This is a genomic window from Porphyromonas loveana (genome assembly GCF_003096695.1).
GTDB classification, from domain to species: Bacteria; Bacteroidota; Bacteroidia; order Bacteroidales; family Porphyromonadaceae; genus Porphyromonas; species Porphyromonas loveana.
In genome coordinates this window covers 42,399-58,571 of record NZ_QEKY01000014.1, presented here as the reverse complement: position 1 = coordinate 58,571, position 16,173 = coordinate 42,399, and the positions used below count along the sequence as shown (strand labels likewise).

The window sequence follows — 16,173 nt, the reverse complement described above, 5'->3', positions numbered from 1 at the left end:
TGCTACGATCAATCTTCAAGGTCTGACTAACGAGAGCTCGGTTACTCTTACAGTAGTTGGATATAATAAAGAAACGGTTGTAAAGACGATCAATATAAGTGGATCTATACTTCTTGCTCCTGTTACCAATCTTGATGTTTCTGCCGAAGGCAATACGGTGACTTTGAAGTGGGATGCGCCGGACTTTGGTGACAGTGAAATTCCCGCCTACTATACTTATACCGTTTATCGTAATATGACTATCGTAGCAGAAGGCTTAACTGCTACTACTTTCTCGGAGAGCAATCTTCCTGCAGATTTGTATATCTACTGTGTGCGAGTGATGTATCCAGAAAGTGAATCTATGACAAAATGTGTTGACATAAGAATCATCAACCCCGTAACCAACCTGACAGCTACGCAGGATGGAATGAATGTTGTTCTTCAATGGATGGCTCCTGACCCAGAAGGCGAAACAGTCCTTTTGGAAGAAGGCTTCGAGAGCGGTATTCCTGCAACATGGACGACAATCGATGCAGACGGCGATGGCAACAACTGGACGACCACGCCTGAACCTTGGGGAACACCTTTGCCCGGCCATGATAGTTCCGCAGCAGTATCTTCAGCCTCTTACATCAACGGTGTAGGACCACAGACCCCTGACAACTACTTGGTAACGCCCGAGTTGAATCTGGCCAATGGTGGCACGTTGACGTTCTGGGTATGCGCCCAAGATGCTGCTTATGCCGCAGAGCACTATGCCGTTTACGCCTCCTCAACGGGCAATGAAGCCGCAAACTTCACGAAAGCCCTGTTGGAAGAGACACTGACAGCGAAGACAGTAGTTACAGCTCCCGAGGCTATCCGCGGCTCACGTGTACAGGGTACGTGGTACAAGAAGACAGTGCAGCTGCCCGCCGGTACGAAGTATGTGGCTTTCCGTCACTTCGACTGTACAGACCAGTTCTTGCTGAATCTCGATGACGTGAAGATCAGCGGAAAAGAAGGTGTAGATTATTCCGTTGACTACACTTACACGGTATATCGTGACGGAACTAAGATCGAGGAAGGTCTGACCGCAATGACTTACACGGATGCCGGCCAGGCATCTTCTAACCACGAATACTGCGTAGAAGTGGCGTCTATCGCCGACGCATCACCGAAGGTATGCGTAAACTACACAGACCTGAACGACGTAGTGGGCGCCAAGCCTTACACGATCACCGTAGTTGGCAAGACTATCACTGTAACGTGCGAAGGCACAGCCATGATCTACGACATGACGGGTCGCCGTCTGGCCTCCGGTCGCAACACGGTGGTTTACACTGCACAGGGCGGTTTCTATGCAGCCATGATCGTAGTAGACGGCAAGTCTTACGTAGAGAAGTTGGCTATCGAGTAATAACCTGTTGATAAGGATTTCGATCTAGGAGACTGAACCCTCCGAGATCGAACCCCATACAAACCAATCGGGTCGTCCGGCTCCATTCTGATGAAGAGTGGGGTCGGACGACTCTTTTTTCTGAGGGGAGGTGTTGAAAGAGTGGGCCAATCGGAGCAATCCGGTTGATCGGAATTATTCGAAAAGACTTGGGAGTGATACAGATTCTTTGCGTAGAAAAAAAAGAGAAATATGTGCGGAGAAACTGATTCGTGTGGCGTGAGATTTTTAGAGAAGTGGCGCCATTTCGGGAAAATTTATGCGCCAAATCGAAAAAGAATAGGCGCATATTGCCGATTGGAAACGGTGCGAGTTCCCAGTGAATGTACATGTGAGAATTCTTCTGACGAGCTATCGATGTCGTTCGATAGGGCCGTGATAGTATTGAATACGGTAGTCAAGAGCAAGATTTTGGAGCCTTTTGGGACCGATGATTGATGCTGTCTATCGGGGAATAGATGTATTGATCGTTTTGTTTTTGTATTTTTGAAAAGTGTTTCATAACATAGTTACAAACGACGATTTATCACAATTCAAGCATTATGTCACAGCAAGACGAAATTATCTGCCACTGCAACGAGATTACTCGTGGTGAGATTGAAAAAGCGATCAAGGAAAAAGGTTTGAAAACCGTAGACGAAGTAGGCGAAGCCACAGAAGCAGGAACTGTATGTGGTTCTTGTCAGGACGACATCCAGGCTATCTTGGATGAGATCAACGGCTAAGCGGAGGTTCTTTTTATTTTGTATTCACCCGTCAGCTATGGCTTCCTGCCGAGACTGACGGGTGTTTCGTTTTTCCCAGTTACGTCTGTGTGTATGAACGACATTGGGGCATCTTTGGGACAGTCGCCAGCCGTCCGAGATGCAGAAAAGGCGGGGTAGTCTCTTTATTTTCAGTACTTTTGTGGCTCGAAAATATAATTATGCGGAAGAGTCTCAGCCGTTTTTGCATGGGGCTCTCAATACGAACCAAGATAGAATAATGATTACAGTCAATGACCTGAGCGTCCAATTCGGCAAGCGAATCCTTTTCCAAGACGTCAATCTCACCTTCACTCCGGGCAATTGTTACGGTATCATCGGTGCTAACGGAGCAGGCAAATCCACCATGCTGCGTGTGATTAGCAAACAGCTCGATCCCACCCGTGGCACGGTCACTTTGGGCCCCGGCGAGCGCCTCTCAGTATTGAGTCAGGATCACTTCGCTTTTGATGAGAATACTGTGATGGATACCGTCCTGATGGGGCACTCTGTCCTATGGGCTATTATGGAGGAGAAGAATGCCCTCTATGCCAAACCCGACTTCAATGACGAGGATGGCACTCGCGTGGCGGAGCTGGAAGATAAATTTGCCGAGATGGAAGGGTGGAATGCAGAGAGCGATGCGGCCATGCTGCTGAGCGGCCTTGGCATCAAGGAAGACCTGCACTATATGCTGATGAAGGACCTGAGCGGTAAGCAGAAAGTGCGTGTCCTCTTGGCGCGTGCCCTCTACGGCAAGCCGGACAACCTCCTCCTTGACGAGCCGACCAACGACCTCGATCTTGAGACTGTATCGTGGCTGGAAAACTATCTGAGCAACTTCGAAAACACTGTCCTCGTCGTGAGCCACGACCGCCACTTTCTCGACTCGGTCTGCACCCACACGGTGGACATCGACTTCGGCAAGGTGCAGCAATTTAGCGGTAACTATAGCTTCTGGTACGAGTCCAGCCAGCTTGCTCTGCGTCAACAACAGCAGCAGAACAAGAAGGCCGAGGAGAAGCGCAAGGAGCTGGAGGAGTTTATCCGTCGCTTCAGTGCCAACGTGGCCAAGAGTAAGCAGACGACCAGCCGTAAGAAGATGCTTGAGAAGCTCAACGTGGAGGAGATCGCTCCTTCTTCCCGCCGCTATCCGGGTATCCTCTTCTCCCCGGGACGTGAGCCGGGCAATAAGATTCTGGAAGTAAAGGGATTGACCAAGAGTGTCGAGGGGCAACTGCTCTTCCGCGACCTGAACTTCAATGTGGAGAAGGATGACAAGATCGTTTTCATCAGTCGCGACCCGCGTGCCATGACAGCTCTCTTCAGCATCATCAATGATGAAATGAAAGCCGACGAAGGCACATATGAATGGGGGCAGACGATCACTACGGCATACTTGCCGCTGGACAATTCGTCCTATTTTGATACAGATCTGAATCTTGTGGAGTGGCTGTCGCAGTTTGCCAAGGACACCAATGAGGTGTATCTCAAAGGTTTTCTCGGTCGTATGCTCTTCAGCGGCGAGGAGATTCTCAAGAAGGCCTCTGTCCTTTCCGGTGGAGAGAAAATGCGTTGCATGATCTCCAAGATGATGATGCTCGATGCCAATACGCTCATCCTCGACACACCTACCAACCACCTCGATCTCGAATCGATTCAGGCTTTCAACAATACGCTCAAGGCCTATCGTGGCAATGTGCTCTTCGCCAGCCATGACCACGAGTTTATCCAGACGGTGGCCAATCGTATCATCGAGCTGACGCCTAACGGCATCATAGACAAGATCATGGACTATGACGACTATATCACCGATCCCATCGTAGCCGATATGCGCCAGAAGTTGTACGGCGAATAAATATTGAGACGCACCTTGTGCGTGCAAAAAAGGGATGAGCCTTGGAGGCGGAGTGACCGACACTCCATTCCTCCAAGGCTCATCTCTTTTTCGTTCTTGTCTCTGCTATCTTCGGATCAGCCGTTGCTGCGCTGCAGAAGCTCGCGATACATCCGTCTGTACACGGGCATGTCGATGCGCAATGCTTCGCCTTCGCGCACGACATAGCCGGTCAGCGTCTCCAGCTCCGTGGCTCCACCCAGTAAGAAGTCGCTGTGCATGGACGAGGTACTTTCGGGCGGCATCTTCTTTTGCTTGTCCAGTATTTGCTGCACGACGTCGTCGGGGAGTTGTCCGTATTTGGTGCGGAAGAGTTCGGCCACTTCCTCGATGAGAGCGAGCAGATCGGCTTCGTGCTCGGCAAGGACAGTGCCTACTGTTTTGTCGAAGTAAGCGGTTGCTGTAGCCGTGACGGATATCATCATGAATTTCTTGATGATGTACCAGTCAATATCGGTCGGATTATAGGCTCGGATACCGGCAGCTGTGAGGATTTCTGCTAGGCGGGCTTCGTCGTCGGTCTGCTTTGATAGTCCGGAGCCGAAGTAGAAGAGTTCGCGATCGGCTTCCAAAGTGATCAACCCCGGTGCGCTACGTCGGGCCGAAATATAGACACATCCTTTCCAGACCACCGTGTCGGGCAGGAAGGTACGCATGCGTTCGGCTATGTCGGCACCGTTCAGCAGCGGTAGCACTTTGGTTCCCTGTCCTATCAAGGGACGGAGAGGGGCCACTGCTTCTGCCATGTTATAATCCTTGGGACTGAAGAGTATATAGTCCACGACTCCCACCTCGGCGGGATTGTCCGTGGCTCGTGTGGGGCGGGCGATGAAGTCGCGTGTGGGCGTGACGACGTGCAGGCCGCCAGCCGTACGTATGGCTTCCAAATGCGCTCCGCGCGCTATCCAGTAGATTTCTATCTCCCCTGCTCTCGTCCTCGCATAGTCGGCAAGCATGGCTCCGTAGTAGCCGCCTACACCGCCCAGCCCGAAGACGGCAATTTTGATGGGGTGTTGTTGCTGTTGTTGGGTCATTGTTAATTGGTTTTGTCGTTATGCGCCGTGGCAGTCGTCTGCAGGATCATGCCTCCGTCCGTGTGACCGGCAAACTCCGGTGCGTACGCACATTGCACAGTAGCTATTCCCGAAGTATAAGCCCCGGGGCGTACCACCATCGTGGCGTACTCCAGTTTGTAAGTGCCTCGCACGAGTCGGTCGAAGAAGAAGCGCGTGCTGCTGTCCTTGATCTCGCAGTAGTAGAACGTGCCGGCGGCATAAGCATAACCGGATAGCTGTCCTATTGGTTCGACGGCCGCCGTACGCTTGTCCGTGAGTACGACGAAGTCCATATCCCTGTCGGGCGCAATGATCAGATGCGTCACCAGGCGAGTGCCCACTTCGAGCATATCTCCTTCACGGATCGGTTCCAAGAGTATGCGTCCGTCCACCTTACGCTCGATGTAGAGACGCTTCTCGACGGTGAGCCCGTTACCTGTGGCTACGAGATCTTCTGCGGGAGCATCATATTCGGCCAGGAAGGAAGCCCAAGCAAAGCCCTCTCCCGTTCGCGTCAGTTCGGCGTTCAGTTTGCCGGCAGGTAGCTCCTCTATTCGCATGACACGGCTCTCCATTACATCAGAGAAGGTGTCGGACAATTCTTTTGTCGGTGCCACCGCCGTTACTGTTGCGTCCGCAAGCTGTTGAGATCCGTTGCCCAAGAGCAGGGCATAGACGGCATCGGCAGTCGCCGGCAGCGTTGGCCAAGTCTGCGTTCTCTTCTGATTGAGGAGCCACATCTGGAGGGATTCGATTCTTTTGTTGTCCTCCGGAGTGCCGATTCGGGCAAAGGCTTCTATCGCCGCTGTCTGTAGTCCGTAGCGTCTGTCGCACCAGTAGTAAGAACCGGTGGGGAGAGCGAAATGTCCGCCTTGTTCGGGCGTTTGGATCATGTGCTCGCGGATCGATTGCAGATAGTCCTGTGCCAGTGCCGTGCGTCCCACTCCGTTCAATACAATAGCAGCCCGTGGCATATCCATTACAGCTATGTGCGGCAGCGAACGACTGAGGATGTCGAGGAAATAGGAGCGAGCTACATTGCCTTGTCTGTCGGGGGTGCGAGCGTCAAGGGTGAGGAGATAGAGATAATTGAGTGCGCGGTCGGGGAGAACTTTGTATCGAGTGTTGGATTTTTTCTCCTGTTCCTGCATGTCTTTCATCAGACGAGCAGCCGCATTGTTCAGTGCTTGCCATCCTTTTTGCACCATGGTTGATACCTTGGTATGGGCAGGCATCGCCTTCAAAGCAGACAAGCGCACCAGCATTGTCATGACATAGTCCGTCAGATAGTCGCTGCCCTGCATTTCGGGATACCACGCCCATGTGCCGTCACCCTTCTGCAGCCCTGCGAGTTTGTCGATGAGATCCGTTTCTCTTCGGCTCACACTGTCGCTGTTTACGAGGGCTTGCAGGCGGAGACGATTGGATTTTTCGGATAACATCTCGGCGCGCCACGGCAGCTCGTCGGACGATAAGGGATGTTTTTGTGCGAGCGTATCCACGGGTTGTGCCAGATATTTGCGGATGCTTTCGCCCATGTGCTGCATGTCGGTCACGCGCCCTTCGATGAGAGCAGAGGTCAGACTGTTGGCATATAGTGCAGAGGATACGGCGATGGCGTTGCTTTCTTTTTCGGTGGCCAGCACAGGTAGTGCTTGCAGGGCGATCCACATCGGACGGCTCACCACCTGTAGTGCCAGCGTGCCTGCTGTCGGTCGGCCGCTGCGGTGGGGGAAGAGTTTGTCTAAATCCACCGTGCGCGGTTCTCCTCCGTGGAGGATGAGCGGGATGGTCTCCACTACACGCTCTGTCGCGGGCAGCTGAGCCACCACGTGTTGCTCTCCGTCGCTGAACTTTGCGCTCGCTGCCACGATGCGCACGCCCACGGCATCATAACCTGCAATGGGGAGGAGCGGGAAGGAAACGGTAGTCGTACTGCCCACAGCTACCGTGAAGGGAAGTTCTTCTTTGCGGAGCAAACGGTCTGTGGCGGGGTCGAATATCTCCATGGAAACGGTGCCCACTTGTGTCGCTTCGCTCTCGTTTCGGATCAATACAGCAGCCGTACCGCGGTCGTTCATCCGGAGGAAACGCGGCAGATTGGGCGTGAGCATAAACTCTTTCCGCACCTCCACGGCCTCGTCCTGCATGCCAATGCGCATATCCTTGCTGTGTGCATAGAGGAAAAGGTGCCAGCGCGTCAAGCTCTCCGGCAGTGTGAAGCTCCACGACACCTCGCCTCGCTCATTGGCACGCAGTGTCGGTTCGAAGAAAGCTGTTTCGGCAAAGTTGGTGCGGAGGCTCACCTTCGTCTCTTTGGCTGCTTGATCCGCTGTCTCGAACGCACTGTCTGAGACATCGACCTTAGCCATCATCGGAACGGCAAGTGTCGGCATCATTTCTTCTGATATACTCGAAGAATGCCTGTTTATTCTCCCTGATGATTTGCCATATCCAATGACAACTATTTCGCTCTCAATGCCGAAGTCCGGGAAATAAGGGTGCATGATCCAATCACAATCCTGTGGAATCTCAATCTTTGGTTGTTTGAATGGCATCCAGAAGTTATTCTTCCGTGAATCTTCAGTCTCAATTTCATAGTCGCTTCGTGGATAATCTCTTGTAATCAAAGAGTTGACGTTAGTGCGCTTGAGGAACGTTTGTTCGTAGAAGTCCGATTTGCCTGCGACGTTGTCGAGTGCAGCGTCGTACATCCATGCAGCCAGCATGGCCTGGGATTGAGGCTTGCCGTCAGCATCTACTATCCGTAGCGACCATGTTTCCCGACTGCCGGGGCTGAGCTTGTCACGGAAGCTGCTCCATGACAACGTGAGTTCGTGCTTGGGCTGCTTCCTTGTTAATTCGATATTGGTCGCGTGCAACTCCCCTCGATACACATAGTAGAGTGTCACCAGGGCATTCTCGGGTTGAGAGTTGGCGGGGATTTGTGGAACGATCTCTACGATCTCTCCCGAACGGCTACGTATCATTTTTCGCTCGATGAAAGCTCCTGCTTTTGTGAGGTCATAGAATAGATACAGCTCTTCGGGGTTTTCTCCTTCGGGTGCACACCCCACCAAGATGCGGGCAGCCTGTCTTTCGTCATATTCTGACTCTACGACAAAGCTCCAGAGCCTATTCTTCGGGGCATGGAGACGGCGATCGGACGGACGGAATAGATAGACGTCCATACTCTCGTAAGCCGATTCTTCGCCACCACTCTCTCCATAACGTACCCGATACTGTCCTGAGGCAACATCACTCCATGCCGTAGGAGCAGCGATAGTTGCCCCCGAAGCTGTCGTGTATCGCTCTCCTATCGGGCGTCCGCTGCTGTCTGACAAGAAATAGTCGATGCTACCTTCTACCGTTTGTCCGGAGATATTGATCAAACTAAAGGTCAGCTTGGGGAGATCGTTTGCCTTCCATTTACCTGCGTTTGTCTCTGTGTATTTATCTACAGAAACCAGAACACGCTTGGGCTCGTGGCCCACGGGTATTCTGAGTTCACTACTTTGTGTCTCACCGTTAGCAGCTGTTACGTCCACGCTGAGGGTGTAGTTGAGGAAGAGATACTCTCCCAAACTTGCAGGAGCAACTATGCTGATCGGTAGCGTGAAGCTTCCCTCGGCATCGGTAACGGCTGTGTTCTCTGCGATTACTTCTTGTTCTGCATGTCCTATCCACCATCGGCGACTAAAGGATCTCGCCGTCAGGCGATAGCGCACAGAGGCTCCCGACAAGCCAATGCCGGTGAAGCTCTTGGCTTCTCCCTTGATGTGCAGACTGTCGCCGAGGGCATACGCAGTGGTTGGGCTCGTGACTGAGACTTCGAAGGTGGGGCGTTTGTATTCTTCTACACGGAAAGTATAGTTGCTATTGTTGGATGTACGAATGCTAAAAACGCCGTTTAATCGTCCCGATGCCGGCAGCGTGAAGCTACCCGAGAAGCGTCCCATCTCATTGCCTTGACAGGTCAGCGTTTCTATTTCTTCTCCATTTGGGTCATATAGCGACACCTTCACTTCTTGGTTGGGTATCACCTCGGCTTGCTCCACATGGTATCCGACCTTATAGCATTGTCCGAAAAAGTGTACTCGTTGTCCGGGGCGATAGATGGCCCGGTCTGTCGATACTATATGTTGTCGCTCTTGTATTTCATTTTCCTTGTCTACTTCTTGTGAAAAGGTATATGGGGCTATTGTCGGGTGTGCTGTATCGTCGGTCGTATATGGAAAGAATCTGTTGTAGTCCTCAGCTATTTCTATTCTGCCATACCCGTCTGTGGGGGATAGCGTGGTCTTATTCTCTTTCGCCGAGTAGTATATTGATGCATCCACCAAAGCCCCGATGATGGGTTTCCCGCAGTGAGCATCTAATAGCTGAACTCCCGGCCGGGCATTCTGTGTCAGGAGCATTAGATCCGACACATAGATCAGTCCATATCTTTCTTTGGGCATTGCTTCCGGCAGGGCACAGGCTCCTCCCGCTATTTTGACGATATACACTCCTCGAGATAGGGGGGGAAGCGTGTATAGAGTCGTATCGGCCAGCATATCTTCTCGCTTTTTTAGTTGTACTGTTTCGGTCAGTAGCGGTGTGCCTTTGGCGTATTTAGGATAGTCCGATTCATTAAGATCCGAGGCTGTGTCTCCGTTTAGCTCCGTTCGATAGAGGCTGATGATGGCCACTCCTACGTTCCGAGCCTCTATTTTCACCGTATTTGGCTGACGAGTGCGGTATATCTTGGGGAATGATGCTGTAAGTGAGGGTTTCAAGATCAACGAAGTGAGCACTTGTTTGAGCATATTGATACTCTCTGCCTGTGGATATTGACCGATAAAGGTGTTACAAAGCTCCAGTGCACGGGGGTATTGTTGGGCAGTGGCAAGACGATTGGCTTGTTCGGCTACTATGGGGATGATCTTCGGCTCTTGCGAGTACTTTGCTATCAACTTGTCTAACTCTTGCGCGTAGGACTCATCGGAGAGATGTTTTTTTACTCGTTCGTATTTCAAGAGTCTGTGTGCTGCTGCCAGACGACGACCCATGCCGGGCAAGCTGTCTCGGTCTCTCTGAAGAGCTTCTCGTAAGAGGGGCAAGAGTTCCATGGAATATGATTCGGAACAATACTTGACCAGTTCCTCCATGCAACTCTCATACAGACTCTGTTGAGGTGCAGTACAATTCTTGTGTTTTTGTTCGAAAACCGGACGGTAGACATCGGTCTCCATCTTCAAGAGAGCATCGCGATAGGAGAGTAGTTGCTTGAGGTCTCGTTCGAAGGCTGTAGTCAATTGGTGGCTTGACCAATCACTCAGTCGCTTCCCCTTAATTTCTTCTGACGTATTGCTGATGCTTCTGTAGCTGTTTGTCCTAATAAACTGAAGGTAGAGGCGCAGTCGCATCATGGCGATCATAGCACGATCGGCGGGGCGTAGCCATTTTTTCTGCTCCATGCTCTCCAAACGCTCCAAGGTCTGCTCCTCGGGGTAGTCGTTTATGTCCGCATTGGGGTCTGTCCAGAGCATGGTACTGTGTAAGAGCATGGGCGCATCGTGGCGTTGCTCCGCCAATGCACGGATTTTGAGGATTGTTTCGGCGGCCTTTTCCGATCGTCGCTTTTCTTGGTATTGTGCCAACTCCTTTTCGAGGGCAGCGTACGGATTCTGAGCATTCATCGTAGTCTTGCCGATGCTAATGGTTAAGGCCAGTATCAGGCCGAGGATAATCTGTATTCTCATCGCGTTGTCTCCTGCTAAAAATTACTATTTGACTCTTTCAAAGGTACAAAAAGCGGTGATGTGTGATCAATATGTTTGTGCGGAACAAGAGAGGAGTATTCCGCACTTGCCGGCTACACAGACAAGGCTCACGGGGTTTCATCTTTTTTAACCTGCTGCGGCGAGTAGGGCGGGGTAGCGTGCATTCTTCAAAATGATGGGCCGAAAATCCGGAGAATATGGCGCCGAAAAGCGGCATAAACACGCGTCAATTTTTTTTGGATTTGGCGCATAAATTTTTTCGAAATGGCGCCAAAATCATTTCGTTTTGGCGCGTGTTTTTTCGGGAATGCGCAAAGGCGGAGAATGTAACACATCTATACGCTTTTTTACGCGGACGCGTCAAAATCCTTTAGCCGTGGGCATTGTCTTGTCGGGGGAGGCTTGAGTCTCGGCGCGTGGCATCGGCTATTGGTGGCAATTCCGTGCAGTCTTCTCTATTCATTGCTCCATTATTTTTACTTTTGCTACCAAAACATACGGACCAATGGACAGAGCACAGTTGCGTGGTATGGGTGTAGCCCTAATTACACCTTTCGATGGAAACGGAGAGGTGGACTATGAGTCGCTACGTCTCTTGGTTGACTATCAGGTGAGCAACGGAGCGGCCTTTATCGTGGTGCTCGGAACCACGGGCGAGTCGCCCACCATCGAAGAGTCGGAGCGCGTGACTATTATCGACACCGTGCGGCAGACTATCGGCGGACGCTGTCCCCTCGTTGTCGGCGCAGGCGGCAATCATACGATGCGACTCGTCAAGCGCTTGCAGGAGATGGACACGACGGGCGTGGACGCCATCCTGTCTGTGGCTCCCTACTATAACAAGCCCACACAGGAGGGTATCTACCAACATTATAAAATGCTGGCCTCTGCCACTGATCTTCCCATCTTATTATATAATGTACCCGGGCGGACGGGTGTGTCCATCAAGCCCGAGACAACTCTACGTCTGGCTGCGGACTGTCCCAATATCATTGGCGTCAAAGAGGCTTCGGGGAGCATCGAGCAGGTGCGTGCCGTCGTGGCCGACAAGCCGGCGGACTTCATCGTCCTCTCGGGTGACGATCATCTCTCTCTTTCTTTCATCAAGGAAGGTGCCGAAGGAGTGATCTCCGTCATCGGCAACGCCTATCCCGAGCAGTTCAGCCGCCTCATCCGTCTCTCATTGGAGGGTCGCTACGAAGAGGCCGAGGCTGTGCAGCAGAAGCTCGAAGGGATGTATTACCTCATGTTTGTGGATGGTAATCCGGCGGGTGTAAAGGAGCTGCTGCATCAGAAAGGGCTCATCCGCCACAATCGTCTCAGGCTGCCCCTTGTGCCGGCTTCGGATTCTACCGCTACACTCATTGCGCGTGTGCGTCAGCAGATCGAGCAGGCAGCCGAGCTTTCCTGATCGGACGAAAAGAGGTGTAGGCCCATAGGCTTGACTCCTATTTCTAATCATTCTCATCACAACCTTGTCCATGAAGCAGAACAATGTACTATTCGTCACCGGCATAGATACCAATATCGGCAAGACCTATGCCACAGCTTTTCTGGCCGATCGTCTCTCATCGGCAGGCAAGAAGGTTATCACCCAGAAGCTTGTGCAAACGGGGTGTGTGGACTCATCCGAGGACATCGAAGCGCATCGTCGCCTCACCGGCAGTCCCCTCATAGAGGAAGATCGTATGGGATTGACCTGTCCGTTCATCTTCAGCTATCCGGCTTCTCCCCACTTCGCAGCGGAGATAGACGGCAGAGCGGTGGATTGTACCATTATTGATCGGGCTACCGAGGCGCTGCTTGCACGTGGTTATGATCGCGTTTTGCTTGAAGGGGCAGGTGGTCTCATGGTGCCTATCTCCAAAGACTACCTCACGGCAGACTTTGTGGCGGATCGCAGTTATCCCATTGCCCTCGTCACAAGTGGCAGGTTGGGGAGCATCAACCATACACTTCTCAACCTCGAAATCTGTCGCCACCGTGGCATCGCCGTCGAGTCGGTCATCTACAATCTTTATCCCCTCACGGATGAACGCATCGCGGCCGACACACATGACTACCTTGACTACTACTTGCGGCAATATCATCCTGAGACAGAATTGATCGTCATGCCTGCGCGGAGTTAATGGTTTTCACGGCAATGTGTTTTGTTTTTACTCTTGACTTTTTTCTTACTTTCGCGGCCGTTAATCCATAAAAAGAAAAGTGTAAAAATGAAAAAACAGCTCACACTACTGCTCATCGGACTCGCCACACTTTGCTGCGCAAGCAGTCTCTCGGCCCAAACGACCGAAGAGCGTCCTCTCAAACGCCACCATGTAACGGCCGATCTTCTCGGCAATAAGCTTGCCTTGGGGGCTTCGTACGAATATCGTTTCGGAGAGAGAATCAATGACATCGGGATCAGAACCGGCCTCGGTTGGTTTGGTGGTGAAGGTTCTGGCTCGTACCATGAGCAGGGGGGCGGTTATTACTACGCTAACGTACGTGCCAATTTTTGGAGCATTCCCGTCGAATGTAATGCCTTGATAGGCCCCAAAAATCACCACTTGGAGGTAGGGATTGGGCTCGTATCGTCGATCGCAACCAGCAACGTAGAGTCTTTCTCATATAACGAGAACTATACTGCCCAAGGTACCGGTATAATCGTAAGTGGCAATGCCACCGTTGGCTATCGCTATCAACGTCCGCAAGGAGGCTTTGTGTTCAGACTGGCGATCAGCCCGATGTTCAAACTTCCCTTAGGAGACGATTATATCTCCACGCCGGTACTCTGGCCTACGCTCTCGATCGGCTACAGTTTCTAATTAATAGTGGGCTGAGAGTCCGCACTATGTCGGCCACCTTTCATGGCATTTTGCAGTGAGGGGTGGCCGTAGCTTTTGCCATCGTGCACTTTATCAAAGTGTAAGATTTTCGTGCCAAAAGCCTACGTTCTGAGAAAAACACTATATTTGTCGGCAACCAAAAACAACATTAAAAGAAAAACAAAAGATGAAGAGGTTCATTATCACCCTTTTGGGGTTGTTCTTCGGCCTAAACGCATTCGCGCAACTTCCGGCCGTTAGTTTGAAAAATATAGAAGGTAAGACAGTGGAAACCAGTAAGTTAGAGAACGATGGTAAGCCTATGATCATCAGCTTCTTCGCCACTAACTGCAAGCCCTGCCTGCGCGAACTCAAAGCTATTCAAGAGGTCTATGCCGACTGGCAAGACGAGACCGGTGTGAGACTCATCGCAGTCTCTATCGACGAAGGACAGAACGCACAGAAGGTAAAACCGCTTGCCGATGGTAATGGCTGGGAGTACGAAGTGCTGCTGGACAGCAACGGTGACTTCAAGCGTGCGATGAACGTATCTCTCATTCCTGCCGTCTTCATCGTGGATGGTACAGGTAAAGTGGTGTACAACCACACCGGCTATACTGAAGGGGGAGAGGCCGAATTGATCAAGAAGGTACGCGAGTTGGTGAAGTAAGCGCTCCCCCCCGCAGTTATCAGAAATTTTCGAAAGACATACATTATGATCCGTAAGACCATATTACTGTCGGCACTGTTGCCTTTGGCCTCATTGGCTCTCGCGGCGCAGCCCGACAGCACTACCACGGAAAGCGGTCGCATCCTGACCAGTCTGAAGTCCTCGACAACGACACTCTCACAGGCGAAGAGTGCTAACGAGGATGAGAAGTGGCAGCCCATGCGCGCCAACTTCAGCATCCAGAGCGATATGTTGTTCTCCACAGAGGACAAGACCAAGAATACTTGGTTCGGCAACTCCTATATCATGGGTATCCTCAAGAATAATTACCTTGAGATGGGTGTCCGATTCGAAGAGCTTTACAAACCTCTGCCCGGTCACGAGCCGGAAATGGGACGTGGTGTGCCGCACCTTTATGTGAAAGGTAAATACCGCTGGAGTGAGCTTACGTTGGGAGACTTCTACGACCAGTTTGGTAGTGGGATGGTATTCCGTACCTATGAAGAGCGTAACCTTGGTATTGACAATGCCGTTCGTGGCGGTCGCGTAGTCATCACGCCTTTCGACGGAGTGCGACTCAAGGCTATCGCTGGACAGCAACGTAACTACTTTGACCGTATGGGCAAGGTGTTCAATCCCGACCGTGGCTATCTTCTCGGTACAGATTTAGAACTGAATGTGGAGCGCTGGAGTGCTGCCATGCGCAACAACGACTATCACCTCTCTTTCGGAGGTTCATTCGTTTCCAAGCATGAAGCTGATGAGGATATATACGTAGGTGTGGGCGATGACCGCAAGCGTCTGAATCTGCCGTTGAATGTGCCCATCATGGGCCTGCGTACCAACTTCCAGAAAGGGGGCCTGGCTCTCTTTGCAGAGTATGGATACAAGTACAACGACCCCTCGGCCGACAATGGTTATATCTATCGCGACGGACAGGCAGCTCTCCTCTCGGCATCATACTCCAAGCGTGGCATGAGTGTGCTCTTACAGGCTAAGCGTTGTGATAACTTCGCTTTCCGCAGCCAACGTAGTGCTCTCTTGACGCCGTTGATGATCAACTATATGCCTGCCTTTACACAGGCGCATACCTATTCGTTAGCAGCGATTTATCCCTACGCTACGCAGCTGCAGGGAGAATGGGCGTTCCAAGGAGAATTCCGTTACAACTTCGCACGCCGAACAGCTCTTGGTGGTAAGTATGGTACCGGCTTGCGCATCAACGTGTCTCACGTCCGCGGACTCGACAAGAAGATGCTCCATGACGATCCCGATCTCTTGATGGGTACGGATGGTTATACGTCTTCTTTCTTCGGTATGGGTGACTTGTATTACTCTGACATCGATGTGGAAATCACCAAGAAGGTAAGCTCGACGTTCAACTTTACGTTCACTTATCTGAATCAGATCTATAACAATAAGGTATTGCATGGTGCATCGGGAGAAAAGCCCGAGAAGATTTATGCCAATATTTTCGTGTACGATGGTAAGTATCGTCTGAGCAATAAGGTTGCTCTCCGCACTGAACTTCAGTATCTGCACACGAAACAAGATCAAGGTGACTGGGTATACGGTATGGCAGAACTCTCCATCCTGCCGTCGCTCATGCTCTCATTCTCTGAGCAATATAATATAGGTGAGACCAAGAAGCACTACATGATGGGTTCTGTGACCTATACGCAAGGCGCACATCGCGTGTCTCTCTCTGCCGGCAAGACGCGTGCAGGTATGAACTGCTCCGGTGGTGTGTGTCGCGTAGTGCCCGAGACCCAAGGGTTCTACCTTTCCTATAGTACTAATCTGTAATAGAAGA

General features: G+C 51.6%; 10 protein-coding genes. 8 read left to right on the top strand and 2 right to left on the bottom strand.

Annotated elements, in window-relative coordinates:
- The 3 genes from C7382_RS08185 to C7382_RS08175 form a co-directional block, all read left to right on the top strand.
- Positions 1-1,381: choice-of-anchor J domain-containing protein (locus tag C7382_RS08185; RefSeq protein ID WP_207772725.1), on the top strand; the 1,381-nt coding region annotated here is incomplete at its 5' end.
- Between the two features lie 581 nt (positions 1,382-1,962).
- Positions 1,963-2,145 carry a (2Fe-2S)-binding protein gene (locus C7382_RS08180; RefSeq protein ID WP_116679801.1) on the top strand — a complete coding sequence of 61 codons (183 nt, stop codon included), beginning with the start codon at positions 1,963-1,965 and terminating at the stop codon, positions 2,143-2,145.
- A 259-nt stretch (positions 2,146-2,404) separates the two neighbouring features.
- Entirely contained in the window at positions 2,405-4,021 is a 1,617-nt protein-coding gene (locus C7382_RS08175) for an ABC-F family ATP-binding cassette domain-containing protein (RefSeq protein WP_116679800.1), read from the top strand.
- A 116-nt stretch (positions 4,022-4,137) separates the two neighbouring features.
- Here the strand turns inward: C7382_RS08175 and C7382_RS08170 are convergent, their stop codons facing one another.
- Together C7382_RS08170 and C7382_RS08165 are read right to left on the bottom strand one after the other, a co-directional pair.
- Positions 4,138-5,094 carry a 2-dehydropantoate 2-reductase gene (locus C7382_RS08170; RefSeq protein ID WP_116679799.1) on the bottom strand — a complete coding sequence of 319 codons (957 nt, stop codon included), beginning with the start codon at positions 5,092-5,094 and terminating at the stop codon, positions 4,138-4,140.
- 2 nt (positions 5,095-5,096) lie between these two features.
- Positions 5,097-10,859 carry an alpha-2-macroglobulin family protein gene (locus tag C7382_RS08165; protein ID WP_116679798.1) on the bottom strand — a complete coding sequence of 1,921 codons (5,763 nt, stop codon included), beginning with the start codon at positions 10,857-10,859 and terminating at the stop codon, positions 5,097-5,099.
- 526 nt (positions 10,860-11,385) lie between these two features.
- Between C7382_RS08165 and dapA the strand changes: the two genes are divergently transcribed.
- From dapA to C7382_RS08140, 5 genes are all read left to right on the top strand, one after another.
- On the top strand, positions 11,386-12,291 hold the full coding sequence (gene dapA, locus C7382_RS08160) for a 4-hydroxy-tetrahydrodipicolinate synthase (RefSeq protein ID WP_116679797.1): 906 nt from the start codon (positions 11,386-11,388) through the stop codon (positions 12,289-12,291).
- Between the two features lie 70 nt (positions 12,292-12,361).
- The gene (gene bioD, locus C7382_RS08155; RefSeq protein ID WP_116679796.1) at positions 12,362-13,009 is read left to right on the top strand and encodes a dethiobiotin synthase; all 648 of its coding nucleotides are present in this window, start codon (positions 12,362-12,364) and stop codon (positions 13,007-13,009) included.
- An 87-nt stretch (positions 13,010-13,096) separates the two neighbouring features.
- Positions 13,097-13,690 (top strand): hypothetical protein, encoded by a 594-nt coding sequence (locus C7382_RS08150; protein WP_116679795.1) that lies wholly within the window; start codon positions 13,097-13,099, stop codon positions 13,688-13,690.
- 187 nt (positions 13,691-13,877) lie between these two features.
- Positions 13,878-14,360, top strand: a complete 483-nt coding sequence (locus C7382_RS08145; protein ID WP_116679794.1) for a TlpA family protein disulfide reductase — start codon at positions 13,878-13,880, stop codon at positions 14,358-14,360.
- Positions 14,361-14,405: 45 nt separating this feature from the next.
- Complete coding sequence (locus tag C7382_RS08140; RefSeq protein WP_116679793.1) at positions 14,406-16,166, top strand: DUF6029 family protein; 1,761 nt, start codon at positions 14,406-14,408, stop codon at positions 16,164-16,166.
- The last annotated feature ends 7 nt before the right edge of the window (positions 16,167-16,173 follow it).